General features: G+C 31.6%; 23 protein-coding genes, 1 tRNA gene and 1 pseudogene. 17 read left to right on the forward strand and 8 right to left on the reverse strand.

The features are described 5' to 3' along the window. The first annotated feature begins 135 nt into the window (after positions 1-135). Complete coding sequence (locus tag ACQH2P_RS04630) at positions 136-1,020, forward strand: peptidylprolyl isomerase (protein WP_425363206.1); 885 nt, start codon at positions 136-138, stop codon at positions 1,018-1,020. A gap of 184 nt (positions 1,021-1,204) precedes the next feature. Further along, positions 1,205-1,280, forward strand: a tRNA-Phe gene (locus tag ACQH2P_RS04635). 423 nt (positions 1,281-1,703) lie between these two features. On the opposite strand, the gene ACQH2P_RS04640 is transcribed toward ACQH2P_RS04635, so the two are convergent. Together ACQH2P_RS04640 and ACQH2P_RS04645 are read right to left on the reverse strand one after the other, a co-directional pair. After that, positions 1,704-2,222, reverse strand: a complete 519-nt coding sequence (locus ACQH2P_RS04640) for a transposase (RefSeq protein ID WP_425363207.1) — start codon at positions 2,220-2,222, stop codon at positions 1,704-1,706. 18 nt (positions 2,223-2,240) lie between these two features. Beyond that, positions 2,241-2,735 (reverse strand): IS110 family transposase, encoded by a 495-nt coding sequence (locus ACQH2P_RS04645; RefSeq protein WP_425364104.1) that lies wholly within the window; start codon positions 2,733-2,735, stop codon positions 2,241-2,243. A 22-nt stretch (positions 2,736-2,757) separates the two neighbouring features. Between ACQH2P_RS04645 and ACQH2P_RS04650 the strand changes: the two genes are divergently transcribed. Next, on the forward strand, positions 2,758-2,925 hold the full coding sequence (locus ACQH2P_RS04650; RefSeq protein WP_425362515.1) for a hypothetical protein: 168 nt from the start codon (positions 2,758-2,760) through the stop codon (positions 2,923-2,925). A 669-nt stretch (positions 2,926-3,594) separates the two neighbouring features. Here the strand turns inward: ACQH2P_RS04650 and ACQH2P_RS04655 are convergent. Further along, entirely contained in the window at positions 3,595-4,326 is a 732-nt protein-coding gene (locus ACQH2P_RS04655) for a ComFC family protein (protein ID WP_425363208.1), read from the reverse strand. 14 nt (positions 4,327-4,340) lie between these two features. Further along, the gene (locus tag ACQH2P_RS04660; protein ID WP_425364105.1) at positions 4,341-4,520 is read right to left on the reverse strand and encodes a DUF2706 domain-containing protein; all 180 of its coding nucleotides are present in this window, start codon (positions 4,518-4,520) and stop codon (positions 4,341-4,343) included. Positions 4,521-4,695: 175 nt separating this feature from the next. Between ACQH2P_RS04660 and ACQH2P_RS04665 the strand changes: the two genes are divergently transcribed. From ACQH2P_RS04665 to ACQH2P_RS04705, 9 genes and pseudogenes are all read left to right on the forward strand, one after another. After that, positions 4,696-5,982: an MFS transporter gene (locus tag ACQH2P_RS04665; protein WP_425364106.1), complete on the forward strand. Its 1,287-nt coding sequence runs from the start codon at positions 4,696-4,698 to the stop codon at positions 5,980-5,982. An 89-nt stretch (positions 5,983-6,071) separates the two neighbouring features. Further along, positions 6,072-6,494, forward strand: coding sequence for a nucleoside-diphosphate kinase (ndk, locus tag ACQH2P_RS04670; RefSeq protein WP_425363209.1), 423 nt, complete (start codon positions 6,072-6,074; stop codon positions 6,492-6,494). Between the two features lie 3 nt (positions 6,495-6,497). Then, entirely contained in the window at positions 6,498-8,348 is a 1,851-nt protein-coding gene (mnmG, locus tag ACQH2P_RS04675; RefSeq protein WP_425364107.1) for a tRNA uridine-5-carboxymethylaminomethyl(34) synthesis enzyme MnmG, read from the forward strand. Next, positions 8,348-8,947: a 16S rRNA (guanine(527)-N(7))-methyltransferase RsmG gene (gene rsmG, locus ACQH2P_RS04680; RefSeq protein WP_425363210.1), complete on the forward strand. Its 600-nt coding sequence runs from the start codon at positions 8,348-8,350 to the stop codon at positions 8,945-8,947. The genes mnmG and rsmG overlap by 1 nt, the downstream gene beginning before the upstream one ends. Continuing rightward, positions 8,922-9,686 carry a ParA family protein gene (locus ACQH2P_RS04685; RefSeq protein WP_425363211.1) on the forward strand — a complete coding sequence of 255 codons (765 nt, stop codon included), beginning with the start codon at positions 8,922-8,924 and terminating at the stop codon, positions 9,684-9,686. The genes rsmG and ACQH2P_RS04685 overlap by 26 nt, the downstream gene beginning before the upstream one ends. Further along, a complete protein-coding gene (locus ACQH2P_RS04690) occupies positions 9,683-10,555 on the forward strand; it encodes a ParB/RepB/Spo0J family partition protein (RefSeq protein ID WP_425363212.1) in 873 nt (290 codons plus the stop codon). The genes ACQH2P_RS04685 and ACQH2P_RS04690 overlap by 4 nt, the downstream gene beginning before the upstream one ends. Further along, the gene (gene fsa / locus ACQH2P_RS04695) at positions 10,556-11,206 is read left to right on the forward strand and encodes a fructose-6-phosphate aldolase (RefSeq protein ID WP_425363213.1); all 651 of its coding nucleotides are present in this window, start codon (positions 10,556-10,558) and stop codon (positions 11,204-11,206) included. It begins immediately after the preceding gene. Positions 11,207-11,276: 70 nt separating this feature from the next. Then, entirely contained in the window at positions 11,277-12,179 is a 903-nt protein-coding gene (locus ACQH2P_RS04700) for a DNA adenine methylase (protein ID WP_425363214.1), read from the forward strand. Further along, positions 12,172-12,519: pseudogene (locus ACQH2P_RS04705) on the forward strand (PD-(D/E)XK nuclease superfamily protein); the annotation flags it as partial. The gene ACQH2P_RS04700 and the pseudogene ACQH2P_RS04705, both read left to right, overlap by 8 nt. A gap of 11 nt (positions 12,520-12,530) precedes the next feature. Here ACQH2P_RS04705 and ACQH2P_RS04710 read toward each other — a convergent pair. Next, positions 12,531-12,710 carry a hypothetical protein gene (locus ACQH2P_RS04710; protein ID WP_425363215.1) on the reverse strand — a complete coding sequence of 60 codons (180 nt, stop codon included), beginning with the start codon at positions 12,708-12,710 and terminating at the stop codon, positions 12,531-12,533. 175 nt (positions 12,711-12,885) lie between these two features. On the opposite strand from ACQH2P_RS04710, the gene ettA reads away from it, so the two are divergent. The 5 genes from ettA (at position 12,886) to ACQH2P_RS04735 (ending at position 16,867) form a co-directional block, all read left to right on the forward strand. Further along, the gene (ettA, locus tag ACQH2P_RS04715) at positions 12,886-14,553 is read left to right on the forward strand and encodes an energy-dependent translational throttle protein EttA (protein ID WP_425363216.1); all 1,668 of its coding nucleotides are present in this window, start codon (positions 12,886-12,888) and stop codon (positions 14,551-14,553) included. A 3-nt stretch (positions 14,554-14,556) separates the two neighbouring features. Continuing rightward, on the forward strand, positions 14,557-14,895 hold the full coding sequence (locus ACQH2P_RS04720; protein WP_425363217.1) for a DUF2672 domain-containing protein: 339 nt from the start codon (positions 14,557-14,559) through the stop codon (positions 14,893-14,895). Positions 14,896-14,976: 81 nt separating this feature from the next. Beyond that, positions 14,977-15,957, forward strand: a complete 981-nt coding sequence (mltG, locus tag ACQH2P_RS04725) for an endolytic transglycosylase MltG (protein WP_425363218.1) — start codon at positions 14,977-14,979, stop codon at positions 15,955-15,957. 2 nt (positions 15,958-15,959) lie between these two features. Further along, entirely contained in the window at positions 15,960-16,274 is a 315-nt protein-coding gene (gene cyaY / locus ACQH2P_RS04730) for an iron donor protein CyaY (RefSeq protein ID WP_425363219.1), read from the forward strand. 80 nt (positions 16,275-16,354) lie between these two features. Next, positions 16,355-16,867 (forward strand): adenylyltransferase/cytidyltransferase family protein, encoded by a 513-nt coding sequence (locus ACQH2P_RS04735; RefSeq protein WP_425363220.1) that lies wholly within the window; start codon positions 16,355-16,357, stop codon positions 16,865-16,867. Position 16,868: 1 nt separating this feature from the next. Here the strand turns inward: ACQH2P_RS04735 and ACQH2P_RS04740 are convergent, their stop codons facing one another. From ACQH2P_RS04740 to ACQH2P_RS04750, 3 genes are all read right to left on the reverse strand, one after another. Next, positions 16,869-17,015, reverse strand: coding sequence for a hypothetical protein (locus ACQH2P_RS04740; protein ID WP_425363221.1), 147 nt, complete (start codon positions 17,013-17,015; stop codon positions 16,869-16,871). Positions 17,016-17,169: 154 nt separating this feature from the next. Next, positions 17,170-17,634, reverse strand: a complete 465-nt coding sequence (locus ACQH2P_RS04745) for a helix-turn-helix domain-containing protein (RefSeq protein ID WP_425363222.1) — start codon at positions 17,632-17,634, stop codon at positions 17,170-17,172. Between the two features lie 249 nt (positions 17,635-17,883). Then, positions 17,884-18,021, reverse strand: a complete 138-nt coding sequence (locus ACQH2P_RS04750) for a hypothetical protein (RefSeq protein ID WP_425363223.1) — start codon at positions 18,019-18,021, stop codon at positions 17,884-17,886. Positions 18,022-18,307: the final 286 nt, after the last annotated feature.

Below are 18,307 nucleotides of genomic sequence, written 5' to 3' on the forward strand. Positions count from 1 at the left end.
ACCTTATAAAAAATTAGTATATTGTAAAATATGGTATTTTATAATATTTATCAAACAAATTTGTAAATAGCTGTTGACGTCGGGTGGTTATCATTATAAAATCTAGCCATAATAACAAATATAAATGGATAACAAATGAAAAGAATCTCTATAGCTTTCTTATCTGCTAGCTTACTTGCAAGCAGTGCTTTCGCTGACGAAGATAAAGTTGTTGCTACCTATAAAGGTGGTGAAGTAAAAGAATCGCAGGTTATGCAACAATTTCAACCTTCTTTAGATACCCAACCAAGTGCTAAAGGCAAGAAATTTTCTGATCTCAATGCGAACATACAGGAAATGTTAGTTCGTGGTTATATCGATACAAAATTGCTTGAGCAGGAAGCTAAAAATTCTAATATTGAATCTTCGAAAGAATTTCAAGCTAAGTTGAATATAACGAAAAACCAAATGGTTCAGCAAGAATTGATGGAACGTTATGTAAAATCTCATGTTGATGAGAAAATGGTTAATGCTGAGTACGATAAATTAGTTGCTAGCTTAAAAGGAAAAGAAGAAGTAAAAGTAAGCCATATTTTGCTTAACACTGAAAAAGAAGCGATAACTGTAAAAAATAAGCTTAATAAAGGGGAAAAATTTACCAAGCTTGCTAAAGATTTCTCGCAAGATGAAGGATCTAAGGGAAATGGTGGAGAGATAGGCTATATCACTTCTGGGCAGTTAGTGCCTGAATTTGAAAATAAAGCATTATCAATGAAAGTAAATGAAATATCTTCTCCAGTTAAAACCCAGTTTGGTTGGCATATTATTAATGTACTTGATAAAAGACCTGCACAGATACCTTCTAAGGAGGAAGCTACCGCTAATATAACCAATAAGCTTAGTAGGGATGCTATATTAAAGTATGTTGCTGATCTCGAGAATAAAGCTGATGTCAAAATAATGTTACCACAGTCACAGATAACAGATGAGACTAATAAGGAAGCTAGTAAAAAAGAGCCTAGTAGGAAATCTGGACAATAATAGGGGGCTATATTTAAAGATTATAAGGACAAAGTTTCTTTATGGTTACTGTGAACATTTCTCTTTAATAATGATTGTTACGAATTCAAAGACGAAAACAATGACAAAATATGCTTGTTGAAAGAAATATTCGCAGAACCTATTAACATTGACCTTACTTTAGCTACCACCATAGGTGTTGTGCGGCCAGATAGCTCAGTTGGTAGAGCAAAGGATTGAAGATCCTTGTGTCGCTGGTTCGATTCCAGCTCTGGCCACCATCTCTACAATGAAATTTGCAGAAAGCAATGCTAGTAAAATAGCTTAATCCATAAATTAATTAGCCTAATACATTAATCTTATAGCTATAGCTAACCAGATCATAATTATTCCGTATATTAGTTTGCGGGTAATTAGCGTTAAAGTACTATAGTAAGGGGATTTGTTCCTATTAACACCCAGTATGGCTAGTTCTTTTTCACTAAAACTTTCAGCAAATCTAGGTTCTGTTGACAAAATTTAAATTGTTTATATTTTGAGTATTTTTAAGCGAAAATTAATAAGATTTTTGCAGGAATAGTTATTCCTATTTCAAAAAAATCTTATAATTTGCAGCTAATAAAGAGTCAAAATAGAATAATTTAAATTTTGTCAACAGCAATTATCTTTTATCTAAATTTTCAAAAAAAAATAAAAATATTTATCTAAATAACAAAACAACGTTTTTGTTGAATAAGTTTATGGCACACTTCAAGTAGTTTACGCATGCATGCAACTATAGCAACTTTCTTAGGTTTAAAATTGTTAGCAAGTCTATCATATAAAGTTTTTAAATATTGAAAACCATTTTTGCCAGTTAATACAGCCATATATAAAGCATCCCGTGGTATTTTCCTACCGCCTCTAATAAATCTTCGTCCTTGCTTATTACCACTATCACGGGCATAAGGAGCTATCCCCACAATTGCTGACAATTCGTTACTACTATAATTTTTATCCCCCAATTCAGGTACAAAACTAATTAGTTTTGTAGCCAAACATTTACCAATACCAGGTACAGTCTCTAATATTTTCACCTTCTCTTTTAACTCTTCTGACTCATCTATTATAGTGAAACCTATTGAATTAGGTGATACAAACTTTGTGTCATACCTGCGAAAGCAGGTATCTAGATTACCGCCTTCGCGGGAATGACAACTTACAATCGTTATGGTCTTTATCACCTAATCCTATGAGCATAACTATACCTCACTTAATTTTTTATCAAGCTCAGCTATTTCATTCTGTAAAAATTTAATGAGCTTTTCTATACTCTCTTTATCAATACCATCAATACTATGATGTAGCCTCTTCTTTTCATTACTCAGTATTAGAACTAAATCTTCCCGCCTTTGCTGATACCTCTTCAAAGTCTCGGATTCAACTTGATATACATAATTTGCTGAAAGTTGCATTTTATCGCCATAATATGCTAATTTAAATGCATCCTTCTTATCAGTTTTACATAAATTCACCGATTTACTAAATGAATTAAAACTATATGTATTGACCCTATGTATCTGTTGTTTATTATTATACAATTTTTGGCAAATCTCAGCTTCATAACCTCCAGTAGGCTCACATACTATTAGCTTAATCTCGTCATTCTTTATTAGTGTTATCAGTTCTTCATGCCCTAACTTATCATTGGAAAAACGATTATATATCGGTTTATTGTTAGACTCATATAAACATATATAGTTATGCCTATAGGATTAGGTGATAAAGAACATAACTATTGTAAGTTGTCATTCCCGCGTAGGCGGGAATCTAGATACCTGCTTTCGCAGGTATGACACAAAGTTTGTATCACCTAATTCAATAGGTTTCACTATATCTAACCATTTTTTACTTACATCTAGACCTATTATTTTACTCATGATATAATCTCCTTCATCTTATTGTGCAAGGCTGCTGCTTCCAGCACCTTCTGCAATTTGTTCAAAGCAAACTTTGTAAGAGGGTACTTATTCTATGCTCGATTATCTCAATCAAGTACCCCACAAGTCACCCTCTTACAATTATTTATATCACATTCTCAAGATATAAGTACCCTACATTTTTTATTTTATAGTGAAAGTGTAATTCGACATAATGTATCAATTTAAGGAAAAAAACCGATCTCTAACTGTCATTGCGAGGAGCCACTTTAGGCGACGAAGCAATCCATAAAAATGATTAGAAATGGATTGCCACGACCACTACGTGGTCTCGCAATGACGGGTTATAGGTACAAACGTCATTGCGAGGAGTCCATAAGGTCGACGAAGCAATTGTAAGTTGTCATTCTTAGCAACGGCGGGAATCTATATCCCTGCTTTCGCAGGGATGACATTAATATTAAGCAAGGATGACACAAAACATGATTGCTTCGTCGACCTACGGTCTTCCTTGCAATGACGTTGACCACATACGACTTTTAAACTGTCCTGCATAAAACCTCTTCCTCTTCTAACTTTCGACAGCTGTGGGGTTATGCGTAAGGTGAGTCTAGTAATTTAAATTTTGTTTACAGAGCCTATAACATTAATGGGTAGTTATATAGAAATGAGTGTGTTATGTCATGGCAATTGTCATAACATAAACATGCTCAGCCCCGGAGTCTTTTAAGATCTTAGTACATTTATTAATTGTAGTTCCAGTGGTCAACACATCATCCACCAATAATATTTTTTGACCTATAATTTGATATTTTTTATTGAATATAAGGCTATTTGATAAGTTTTTTTCTCGTTCTTTTTTAGATAAAAATGTTTGGGATTTAGTCCATCTTGACTTAATTAATGCGTCCGGACTAACCGGCTTTTTGAGTAATTTGCTGATTTCTAGAGCCATAATCAAAGCAGGGTTATACATTCTAAACAATCTTTTGAACCTATTCATGGGAACTGGAATGATCAAATCAATGTCCTGAACCTCGCTATGATATTGTCTATAAAATAATTTACTAAAGGTTTTGGCAAGAATAGTTTTGTCTTGATATTTAAAAGCGTGAATTATTTTCTTGCTATGCTCATTAAATTTTATTAAACTACGTGATATGTTATAATGTGGTTTATGTTGGAAACATTTTGCACAACACATATTATCTAAAATTGATATATTTAATCTACTACCACAAATAATACAATAGGGTTTTGTAATAAAATCAAGTTTCTTCCAACAATCTTGGCAGAAATCCTCTTTAGTCTCAGTCATTTCAGCACAAGACAAACATCTTGCTGGTAAGATGTAATCTATAAGATAATTATAAAATCTACTGACATAAGATTTACTGATTTTGTACACTATTAAAGCAACCTTTAAGCGATATCGACGGTTAAATTCACCGGTCTACGAACACATGGGTTTCCAATATTAGACGGATCTGTTGATTCAATAGATACACACGGGCTTTTAATCTCATAAGGAACACCAGGGGTACATGATAATAATTGCAAGAGTATAACAAAAAATACAGAAAATCTTAGTAGTTTTGTAATAATTGTCATTTAGAATTAATTTTTTACCTTATATTTTATAGATAAATTAACCTAGTTTGTAATATATCTCAAGTATATTTGATAAAGAGCAAGTTTTAGATATAAAATACATAATAGCTTGTGGTATTTTTCCTGACAAGAATATATACTGAAAAATTGATAAATCAAGGAAATGATGGTAAATATACCCTTTAAAGAAAGACCTCCTTATGCTAAAAAGTATAATAGTTGGCGTATTAGAATTTTATATTCGATAATTATTGGTTATTCAACATTCATACTTTGTCGTCAGAATTTTAATATTGTAATGCCTGCTTTAATGGAGCATTTCGACGTAACAAAAACTCAACTTGGTTGGATTTTAACAACCGCTTCTATATTTTATGGTGTAGGAAAGTTGTGTAATGGCTTCTTGAGCGATAGATCAAATGCTCGTATATTTATGGTAATTGGTCTTGTCTGTGTAGGTATTATAACATTATTATCGGGTTTTGCTTCCAGTATAACATCGCTTGGTCTTTTGTGGATTCTGAATAATTGGTTTCAATCTATGGGTTGGCCGCCTGCAACACGTATGTTGACTTATTGGTATGCTTCTAAGGAATTAGGAACAAAATGGTCTTTGGGAGCCACTTCTAATCAAATTGGTGGAGCAATTACTATGATAGTATGTGGTTATTTAATAGACGTTTACGGTTGGGAATCAGCGTTTATAATTCCTGGAATAGTTGCATTATTAATATCATTATTTTTATTTAATAGATTACGTAATTCTCCTAATGAGGTTAATTTACCTATAGTGGAAGAGTATAAAGAATGTGATATATCTCTTGGTAGTGATTGTGATAATTTATTAACAAGTCAACTAATAAAAATTGTATTTTGTAATAGGTTAATGTGGTATGTGTGTTTTGCCAACATGTTTGTCTATATTGTACGTTCAGGTATGATTTTTTGGGTTCCTGTATTTTTGTGCGAACTAAAGAATGTTACTATTACTCAAGTTGGTTGGCAAGTTGCTTCTTATGACCTTCTAGGTTTAATTGGTGGTATTGTTGCTGGCTGGACATCAGACAAAATATTTCAGGGACGACGCGGACCAGTTGGCTCAGTATTTATGTTTGCTTTGGCTTTTACTATTATTTTATTTTGGCAAATACCAAATGAGAATGAAATATTTAGTATTATTACTCTTTCTTTGGTTGGTTTTTTTGTATCTGGACCACAAGTCTTAATAGGTATTGCTACAGCAGATTTTACTAATAAACAAGCTGTTGGTACGGCTAATGGTCTTTCAGGTTTATTTGGTTATCTTGGTGCTGCACTTGCTGGTGTATGTGTTGGTTGGGTTTCTGATAATTTAGGTTGGAATGGTGTTTTTTTATTTTTTAGCCTTTCTGCTTTCTTGGGAGCAATACTTTTTTCTTTAACTTGGAATTATAGTTCTAGAAAAATTGCATAACGTGTTACTTTAACTGCACTGTCAGAATTTACTTGCCAAAAATATATAAATTTATATAAATGTTAATAATAAATTAATAAAGGTTTACTGTGACTCAAGAATATACATTTTCAATGATTAAACCAGATGCTACGAGAAGAAATCTAATTGGTAAAATTAATTCTTACTTAGAAAATAATGGGCTGAAAATAGTAGCTCAAAAAATGACTATTTTAACTAGAGAACAAGCAGAAAATTTTTATGCAGAACATAAATCAAGAGCATTTTTTAATAGTTTAATAGAGTGCATTATTTCTGGTCCTGTTGTTTTGCAGGTGCTTAAAGGGGAAAATGCTATCTTACAAAATCGTAAAGTAATGGGAGCTACTAACCCAGAAAATGCTGAACCAGGTACAATTCGGAAAGATTTTGCAGAAAATATTGAGGCTAATAGTATCCACGGTTCTGATACTTTAGAAAGTGCTGAAAGAGAAGTAAAATTTTTCTTTACTGAAAAAGAAATTGTAGAATAAGTCATTATGAAATACAGCGTTGTAGTTATTGGTGGTGGTCATGCTGGTTGTGAGGCTGCGTCAGCTTCTGCACGTCTAGGTGTAGATACTCTTTTAATTACTCTAAAATTAGATAATCTTGGTGAAATGTCATGTAATCCTGCAATAGGTGGGGTAGCAAAAGGTACTTTAGTAAAAGAGATAGATGCACTTGATGGACTCATGGGTAAAATTATAGATCAAGCTGGTATCCATTATAAGATGCTCAATGAAAGTAAAGGACCAGCAGTTTGGGGGCCAAGAGCTCAAGCTGATAGAAAACTTTATAAAAAAGCTATGTATAATGCTTTGATAAATCACCCAAATTTAACAATTTTATGTGCATCTGTAGAAAATATTGAAGTCCTAGGCTCTAAAGTAAAATCATTGACCTTAGATGATGGTACGCGAATTGAATGTCAAAAAGTTGTGTTAACTACAGGTACGTTTTTATCCGGACTTATTCACATAGGAACTAAGAAAACCCCATCGGGTAGAATAGGTGAAAATCCGTCATACGGTTTATCTAACACTTTAAAATCTTTTGGTTTTTCTCTTGGTAGGTTAAAAACTGGTACCCCTCCAAGAATAGATGGAAGAACAATTGATTATAACGAAGTAGAAGTGCAGGCTGGAGATACCGTACCACGCCCTTTCTCAGAACTTACAAATTCTGTTAAGATAAAGCAAATAAATTGTTTCGTTACTAGAACAACTGAACAAACTCATGAAATTATTAGGAATAATTTAGATAAATCAGCTATGTATTCTGGACAAATCAAGGGTATAGGACCAAGATATTGTCCATCCATCGAGGATAAGGTTACTAGATTCTCTAAAGCAAGTCATCAAATATTTTTAGAACCAGAGGGGTTGGACGATCATACTATATACCCAAATGGTATATCTACATCGTTGCCTGAAGATATACAATTGGCATTGTTAAAAACCATTCCTGGTCTTAAAAAGGCTACTATGTTAAGACCGGGATATGCAATAGAATATGATTATGTTGATCCGAGAGAATTAAAAGTAACGTTAGAAACAAAAAAAATTAAAGGATTGTATTTTGCTGGTCAAATTAATGGTACCACTGGCTATGAAGAAGCCGCGGGGCAAGGAATTATGGCTGGCATTAATGCAGCCTTATCGCTAAAAAATCAATCAAATTTTATTTTGACAAGAGCAGATGCCTATATTGGTGTTATGATTGATGATTTGATTACTCTTGGTACAGTAGAGCCTTATAGAATGTTCACTTCTAGATCTGAGTATAGGCTTTCTGTTAGAGCAGATAATGCAGATTTAAGACTAACTCAAATGGCTATAGATATTGGTATTATATCCAATTTACGTAAAGAAATTTTTAGTAAAAAATGTGACGATATTCATAAGATAGAAAATATTGTAAAAACTATTTCTTTAACAACTACTAAGTTAGCTAATCTGGGTGTGTCTATCGCACAAGATGGTTCATATAAAACCGCCTTTGATTTGCTAGGGCTACCAAACTTTGGTATTGATAAAACAATAGAGATATTTCCAGAACTTCTTTCATTAAATAGAAAAATTCTTCATTATCTTTGTATTGAATCAAGATATTCTTCTTATTTGATTAGGCAAAATGCAGATATTCAATTATTTAAAGAAGAAGAGTTGGAATTATTAGATGAGAATATTGATTACTTTAAAATACCAAGCTTGTCTACAGAAGTAAGAGAAAAACTCCAGTATCATAAACCGGCTACTATTGGTGCTGCTAGAAGAATATCTGGAGTTACTCCAGCTGCTTTAATAGCAATTATAATTTATATAAAAACAAGATATAGACATTAATGTATTACTATAGTAATGTTTCACGTGAAGTATTAGATGCCCTTGAGAAGTATCAATCATTAACATTGAAATGGAATAAAACTATTAATCTTGTCTCTTGTAATACCGAGCGTGATTTTTGGGTAAGGCATATCTTAGATTCTTTGCAGCTAATGAAGTATATAAATGACCAAAATATTCATTTAATAGATGTTGGTTCGGGGGGTGGGTTTCCGGGGATAGTTTTGTCTATTGCTGGAATAAAAAATGTTACTTTAGTAGAATCTGATGTAAGAAAATCTGTTTTTTTATTGCAAGCTTCTAAAATTTCTAGTAATAAAGTCAATGTGGTTAATCAACGAATAGAAAATGTTAAATTAGATTGTGATATATTAACTTCTAGAGCCTGTACTCAGCTAGAGAAAATATTTGTTTATACTAAACATATTAATGTAAAAAATAAGTATTTATTATTTAAAGGTGAGCAATATCAAAAAGAAATTGAGATTGCTAAAAAAAGATGGTCTTTTTGTCATTCTATGTATGATAGTGAGACTTCTGATAATAGTAAGATTCTAGAAATTAGTAACATATATGACAAAAATAGTTGCGATAGTTAATCAAAAAGGTGGAGTTGCTAAAACTACAACTACTGTAAATTTATCAACAGCTTTGTCTGTAATGAATAAAAAAATCTTGGTTATAGATTTAGATCCTCAAGGAAATAGTAGTACTGGTTTTGGTATAAACCAACAAGATAGAAAAGTTACTATTTATCAGGTATTAATTGGTTTAAAAACGATTGAAGAAGCCATAATACAAACAAATATTCCAAATTTACAATTAATTACAGCTAACACTAATTTATCCGGTGCTGAATCAGATTTATTAAGTATAAAAAAGCGTGAATATTTATTATCAGATTTACTAAATAAGTTAGTCAATAAATATGACTATATCATTATAGACTGCCCTCCCTCTCTTAATCTGCTGACAGTTAATGCGTTAGTGGCTTGTGATTATGTATTAATTCCTATGCAGTGTGATTTTTATTCATTAGAAGGATTAAGTCATTTGTTAAAAACAATTGAAATTGTAGAAAAGAATTTAAATCCAAAAATAAAAATTGCTGGTATTTTATTTACTATGTATGATAAGCGCAATCGATTAACTGAGCAAGTAGAGGATGATGTTAGAAAATGCTTAGGAAGTTTGGTGTTTAAGACAGTTATTCCACGAAATGTAAAACTATCTGAAGCACCATCTTACGGTCAGCCAGCAATTATCTACGATCATAAATGTACTGGCTCTATTGCTTATATAGAACTTACGAAAGAGATTTTAGGTAGAAATATATGAAAAACAAAGGTTTAGGTAAAGGATTATCAGCTTTGCTTGGAGAAGAAGTTTTTACTGTAGAAAAAGATGAATTAGTAAAAATTATAGATATTGATAAGATTGAAGCTAGAAATAATCAACCAAGGAAAAAATTTGAATATGATAAAATAAAAGAATTAGCTGACTCCATAAGTAATAATGGTTTGTTGCAACCAATCATTGTTAGTTCAATCAGTGATGGAAAATATAGAATTATAGCTGGTGAAAGACGTTGGCGTGCTTGTAAGCTAGCTAAGATTACTGATATCCCTGCTATTATAAAAGATCTAGGGGATAAAGAAATTATAGAGATAGCACTAATTGAAAATATTCAAAGAGAGGAATTATCTATTATAGAAGAATCGGAAGGATTTGAAAGGTTAATAAAAGAGTTTGGTTATACACAAGAGAAATTAGCAGAAAAACTTAGCAAAAGTCGTAGTCATGTAGCTAATTTATTAAGACTAAATCAATTGCCACAATCTATCAAAGATAAAATAAATGAAGGGCTTTTAACTATGGGACATGCAAGATGTCTAATTAATCATCAGCAAGCGGAGGTGATAGCTAACCATATTATTGATAATGATTTGAGTGTTCGTCAAACTGAAGATATAGTAAGAAATTGGTCTAAAAATGAATATACAAAAACCCCGGAACATGGTAAACGTATAGGGAGAAGTTTTCTAAAAGAAAGTAGTAAAGAGAATGATCTACAATTATTAGCTAAATCTTTGTCAGAAAGATTTAATATAAAAGTAACTATTGAAGACTACCCAATTGGTGGAAAATTAATATTTCACTATAGTAATTTAGAAGAACTTGATTCAATTTTGTCGAGGTTAAATTAAATGCAAATTTTTCTAGATAGTGCTGATATTGAAGAAATTGATGAGATTAACCAATTAGGTATCATTGACGGTATAACTACTAATCCCTCCTTGATGTCTAAGACAAAATATGACTTTGTATCAACTATTGCAAAAATATGTAAGATAATAACTTCCGATGTTAGTGTTGAAGTGCTTGCGAATGATGTTAATACTATGATTAGCCAAGGTAATAAAATTTTAGAAATATCCAGTAATATTGTGATTAAGTTACCTACGACATGGAATGGTATTAAGGCATGCCAATATTTTGCAGATAAAGGAAAAAAAGTGAATATGACCTTATGCTTTTCTGTTAATCAGGCTCTTATCGCTGCAAAAGCTGGGGCATCTTATATATCACCTTTTATCGGTAGACTTGATGATATAGGTCAGAATGGTATTAGTTTAATAAGTGATATAAAACAAGTATATGATAATTATCAGTATCAAACAAAAATCCTTGCTGCATCTATAAGAAACCCTAACCATGTCTATCAATCTGCTATGTATGGGGCTGATGTTGCTACAATGTCTGGTAAAATTATCAAGCAATTATTAGATCATCCACTAACAGATTCCGGTTTAGAGATTTTTAATAAAGATTGGGATAAATCTGGATTAAAAATTTAATGATCAAAAAAGGAGTTATATACTGCTATATTTCAAGTAACAACAGGTAAAAGAGGAATGGTAAATTCTTATGCAAATTGAATCAGTAAACAATTTAGGAATATCGTTTAATGGAGCTTTATCAAGGATAGGAAAAAGTGTGCTAAAAAATGATGACATAATAATTGAAAATGACGATAAGGCAAAACCATTTGTAAAATGGGTAGGTGGAAAAAGAAGTTTAATAAAAGAACTATCCACAAGAACACCGCAAACTTATAAAAGCTATTATGAACCATTTATAGGAGGAGGAGCATTGTTGTTTGCTCTTGCCCCGTCTGGTGCGACCGTATCAGACATAAACCTAGATTTAGTTATTACATATGCTGTGATTAAACATAAACCTGAAGAATTGATAAAGCTACTGGCAAAACATAAAGTAAATCATTGTGAAGAATATTATTACAAAATCCGGAAACAATTTATTAATGATAATGATATAGAAGTTGCTGGACGTTTTATATATCTTAATAAAACCTGTTATAATGGTCTGTATAGAGTCAATAACAAAGGTGAGTTTAATGTGCCTATGGGGAAGTACAAAAATCCAGCAATAGCTGATGAGACAAATATAATAGCTTGTAGTAAATTACTACAAAATGTTGATATAAAATATCAAGATTTCAGTAAGATTTCTCCAAATAAAGGTGATTTTGTTTATATTGATCCTCCTTATCATCCTATAAATAATACATCGTTTACTAAATATACAAAACTTGATTTTACAGAAACAGATCAGATAAAACTTTATCAAAAATGTAAAGAATTAAACGATAAAGGTGTATATTTTATGCTTTCAAATTCTAATATTCAGTTTATAAAGCATCTGTATAAAGATTTTTATATAGAGATTATAGAAGCACCGCGTACTATTAATTGTAAAGCTAATGGAAGGAAAAATACAGAAGAAGTTTTGATTAGAAATTATGAATAGAATACAAGGTGGAGCAATTGCAAATAAAACAGGGTATGAACTTGAGATATTTATAAATAATCGCATTGTTAGGGAAGGTTACGTTTTTGTTCCTAAGACTAGATTTATTGCTTCACAAGTATTAGCACAACCAATCTATACTAGACAATTTAATTTAGGAGAAACTATTTATAATACTGCTTGGCAATGCGATTTTATTCTATATCATCCTACAAAACATTCTAATTGTCTTGTTATTGAATCTAAGTGGCAACAATCAGGCGGTTCTGCAGATGAAAAATATCCTTATACAATATTAAATATTAGAAAACAAAGTGTCTATAATGTTATTATCATTATAGATGGAGGTGGTTACAAAAAAGGTGCTTTACAATGGTTAAAAGAGCAAGTCCATGGAAACTTAAAAGGGGTTTTTATAGTGAAACCTATAGAATTAGGTGATACAAACTTTGTGTCATACCTGCGAAAGCAGGTATCTAGATTCCCGCCTTCGCGGGAATGACAACTTACAATCGTTATGTTCTTTATCACCTAATCCTATGAGCATAACTATAGTATGTCTGAATTTACAACTTGGACAAATAAACAAAATATTTAGGTTGTGTATGTATATAGTTTCCTTAAAGAGTGTATGTTAAGGTTAATCTGTTCCACTAACTATTTAAAAACTACAAATAAATTACAAAAAATAAAGGAATTAAGGATTATGTCGTATCAATATGTTTATGTTATGAATGGTCTAAGTAAGACCATCAACGGTAAACAAATTTTAAAGGAAACGTATTTGTCTTTCTTACCAGGGGCAAAAATTGGTATTATTGGTCCAAATGGTGCTGGTAAATCTACTCTTCTAAAAATCATGGCAGCTATTGACAAAGAATATGATGGTGAGGCTTTTGCTGCTAATGGGGTTAGAGTTGGCTATTTAGCTCAAGAGCCACATCTTGATCCTACTCTGAATGTTTTCGATAATGTTATGGAAAGTTTAAATGACAAGAAAGCATTAATCGATGAATTTAATGAAATAAGCAATAAATTCGCTGAAGAAATGTCAGATGATGAAATGAATGAACTTCTAGCAAAACAGGCTGATCTACAGGAAAAAATAGATAGTTGTGACGCTTGGAGCTTAGAGCGGGAAATAGAGATTGCTATGTTTGCATTAAGGTGTCCAGATAAAGATGCCGATGTTACAAAAATCTCAGGTGGTGAAAAAAGGCGAGTGGCATTATGTAAACTTTTGCTAGAAAAACCTGATATGTTATTACTTGATGAACCAACAAACCATTTAGATGCTGAATCGGTCTCTTGGCTAGAAAATTATTTAAAAAATTATAAAGGTACGGTAGTAGTTATTACCCATGATCGATATTTTCTTGATAATGTAACGGATTGGATATTAGAAGTGGATCGAGGTAGATGTGTTCCATGGCATTCTAATTACACTGCTTGGCTTGAGCAAAAGCAAGCAAAATTAGAAATTGAAGATAAAGAAGAAGATGATAGGAGTAAGCAATTAAAACGAGAACTTGAATGGATACGCCAATCACCAAAGGCAAGGCAATCAAAAAGCAAGGCTAGAATTACTGCCTACCAAGATCTGTTGATCAAACAAAAAGAACAAAGATCAAGCGTAGCACAAATTATTATACCAAATGGTTCACGCCTAGGGGATTTAGTTATAGAAGCAGAGCATATAGCAAAGAGATATGATGACAAGATACTGTTATCAGATTTTAGTTTTAAAATTGTTCCAGGAGCGATTGTTGGTATTATAGGTCCAAATGGAGCAGGTAAGTCTACCTTATTTAATATTATCACTGGTAAAACTAATCCAGATCATGGCTCTATTAAATTAGGACAAACTGTTAAACTTGGTTATGTTGATCAATCAAGGGATACTCTAGATGATAACAACACTGTGTGGAGTGAAATCTCCTCAGGTCTTGAAGATTTACAACTTGGTTCTAGGTCAATGAAAAGTCGAGCTTATTGTGCAGCCTTTAATTTTAGGGGTGGCGACCAACAAAAGAAAGTAGGGCAACTTTCTGGAGGTGAACGTAATAGAGTGCATATAGCTAAATTATTAAAAGAAGGAGCTAATGTTATATTACTTGATGAACCATCAAATGATCTGGATGTTGACACATTACGAGCCTTAGAAGATGCTATTTTAGATTTTGCTGGATGTGTGTTAGTAATAAGCCATGATCGTTGGTTTTTAGATAGAATAGCAACACATATTATTGCTTTTGATAAAGATGGAAATGCTACGTGGTTTGAAGGAAATTACCAAGATTATCATGATTATATGATTAATGTAACAGGTGAAAATATTATTAATCCTAAATATCGTCATAAGAAATTAGTATAAAATATGTCTCTAGGAGAAATATTAGTGGTTATGTTAGTAGCAATGATAGTGACAAAACCAGAAGATATTCCTATTATTATAAGAAAAATCCAAGAATTTAAATTATACTGTTCAGCTGTCAAAAATCAGGCATTAATCTATATTACAAAAGACTTAAAAATTGATAATGATATTTTAGCAAATGATGCTGAGCAGTTGAATTTTTATTTAGAAAGAATCATTAATATCCAAGGATATTATGATGGTAATTATTCCCTAAATGAACTTAAAGCAAAATATGATAAGCTTATAAAAATAAAAAGTACTGAGTATGGGAATATGATGGAAGATCATAAAAAATAATAAATTTCCCCATATGCTATTAGTGCTGGATTATTTTGTGCTATAATTATATGAATCTGTTTAATTCCAATCAGGTGTATCTTGTTTAAAAAAATACTAAAAATAAAATTCATTTTTGTAACTATCGCATTGATTTTACTGGTTAGTGGAATCAACTTTTGTATATTCTACTTATTTGTGCCTGGTTCACTTGTAGAAAATAAGACGGTAATAATCAAACCTAAATTATCGACTGATCAAATTGCTGTGATATTAAATGATCATAACATCGTTAAATATCCTTCTTTATTTGCCTTTCTTGCAAAAATATATTCGTTAAAACATTCTATAAAGAGTGGGGAATATATTTTTACTCAAAATATTTCTCCTATGCAAACTTTAAGGATATTATCCAGTGGCAAATCAATTATTCATAAAATGGTTATACCTGAAGGTATGCTTGTACATGAAATAATAAAAAAAATTAATAGCGAAGAACGATTAATTGGAGAGATTATAGGGACAATTCCTGAAGGATTTTTAATGCCATCTACCTATTTTTTTTCATATGGCGATCAGAAAGAGCAAATCATTGATAAAATGCGGAAATTAATGTCTTTACAGCTCGACAAAGCTATGGAAAAATTATCACCTAATTCTCTATTAAAAACCCGCCTTGATGTGTTAATCTTAGCATCCATTGTGGAAAAGGAAGCTACCTTAGATGTAGAAAAACCTTCGATTGCCGCTGTATTTCTAAATCGCCTAAAAAAACATATGAAACTACAATCAGATGCAACAACAATTTATGCTATAACAGTTGGGAAAGATAGACTAACAAAACCATTAACTAAAAAAGATTTTGCAATACAATCACCCTATAATACATATTATGTTGCCAGTTTACCAGCAGGAGCTATTTCTTGTCCTGGAGTAAAATCTCTAGAAGCTGTAGTAAATCCCGCTAAAATTGATTCATTATATTTTGTAGGTAACGGTACAGGTGGGCATAATTTTTCTAATAATTTTAATGATCATAAGAAGCACGTTAAGAATTATCGCAAGAATTTGAAGGAACATTAAGTATGGATGATACTGAATTTGCTAAATTAGCTGAACAAACAATATCTTCAATTGCAGAAATAATTGAGGCAGAAGATAAGGATTGCCTTATCGATATTGATTTTCAGAATGACATTCTAACTCTAACTACTAACCAAGGTATATTTGTTATTAATAAACACTCCGCTGCTAAGGAAATTTGGCTATCTTCACCGATTAGTGGTCCTTACCATTTTTATTACGCTGCTGGTAGATGGCAATCAAAATCCTCTGATGATCTAGTTGCTATTTTAGAACAAGAGCTAAGAATTAATTTAGAATTAACTTTAAAAACTTAATAGGATCGTAAAATATGTTAAGGCACCTATTTTTAGCAGAAATGTTTGTTACACTCGAATCTTGCAGCTCACATATATACTTGAGTAATCTGAATAATTCTGGTGCAGTTAAAGATAAGCATTCAAAAATAATTTATTATAAAAAAACATTATTGCATAAATGTTCAAAAAATGATCAACTAGTTCTAGTTGGAGGATGTTTTGATTTATTACATTATGGCCATATACAGTTTTTACGTAAAGCCAAAGCTCAAGGAAAATGTCTAATTGTAGCGTTAGAACCAGATGAAACTATTACTAATTATAAAAAACGTAAAGTCATTCATAATCAGTTGCAACGTGCAGATATCTTAAGTAGCTTAAGTTTTGTTGATAAAGTACTTATGTTACCTCAACTCAAAGGTTTTGATGACTATAATCAGTTAGTACAAGATACTTGTCCGTCGGTAATTGCTGTAACAAAGAATGATCCTCAATTTAGCAATAAACAGATTCAAGCTAAGCTTATAGGAGCACAAGTAGTTGAAGTTATTGATTTAGTGAAAAATCAAGAAATAGGAGCAGTGTTTAGCACCAGTAATATACTTAAATGACTCACCTTACGCATGGCAGTTTAAAAGTTGCGGGGAAATAACTGGCGTCATTGCGAGGAGGCGTGAGCCGACGAAGCAATCCATTTTTGGTTACTTTTATGGATTGCTTCGTCGACCTAAGGTCTTCTCGCAATGACGTTGACCACATACGACTTTTAAAGTACACTATATAAAACCGCTCCCTCTTCTAACTTTCGACAGTTGTGAGGTATAGTTATGCTCATAGGATTAGGTGATAAAGAACATAACGATTGTAAGTTGTCATTCCCGCCTACGCGGGAATGATAACTTACAATCTACTATTATCCTGTATTCACGTCTTGAGATGCTACTATTGAGCTAATAAGATCAACTATTTTTTGTCTAATCTGTGGATTTTGAATTTTGGTAAATACTTTAACAAGGTAGGACACTTCTTCTGTATCGTATTTTAAAGGTACTAAATATTCTACCCTATCCTCGGCAATAATATCATTCAAAAACTTATTATTGTCTTGTTTTTCAAATAGGTAATTATCTAATGCATTAGTAGTTTCAGTTGTATCAAGAAAATACTCGATAGATACATTTAATAATTTTGCAAAAAAATACAATATACTACTAGCTATTGGGGTAGTAGCATCTTCATATCTTTGTATCTGCTTTACACTAAGATTAATAGCTGTGCTCAATTCTTGTTGACTTATACCCAGCATTATACGACGCTTTTTTAAACGCATACCTATAATTAGGTTTATTCTTTCTTTTGATTTATCAGATTCATCCATTGTTATAATAATTTAACTTTTACCATTTATTTCAACTAATAATAATATAGTGTCCTAGCTTAATCAAGTAATTTTTTATTGATATTAATAAATTTATTATTTGTAGAAACTTGAGGAGTTGATGATAATAGTTGTAATGGCACAGCAATGTAGCTCTATTAGCTGTATAACTTAACAAGAAAATGGGGACAAGGGGATATAAAGTATAATGTAAAAAGGAATTTTGAATAAAAAATAGTCATTCTGAATTTATTTCAGGATCTTTTGTGTATATAGGAAACCTATTGAATTAGGTGATACAAACTTTGTGTCATACCTGCGAAAGCAGGTATCTAGATTCCCGCCTTCGCGGGAATGACAACTTACAATCGTTATGTTCTTTATCACCTAATCCTATGAGCATAACTATATAATCTAGGAGACTGTCGGAAATGACTAAAGTAATTCTATATTTGGCTCTTTTTGGCTGCGAATAAACATGATTTTCTTGAAATAGGTACACTATTCCTGCGATAATCCTATTTATTCTCGCCAAAAAATAGCTCAAAATATAATTAATTAGTCATCTCCAACAGTCTCCTAGAGCTTGAAACGCACTCATGGCATAACTAACCTGAATTTGATATATAATAACTATATCTTATACCAAATTCAGGTTAGTATGCCTAAGTGA

The sequence above is a fragment of the Candidatus Tisiphia endosymbiont of Hybos culiciformis genome, from assembly GCF_964030975.1.
GTDB lineage: Bacteria > Pseudomonadota > Alphaproteobacteria > Rickettsiales > Rickettsiaceae > Tisiphia.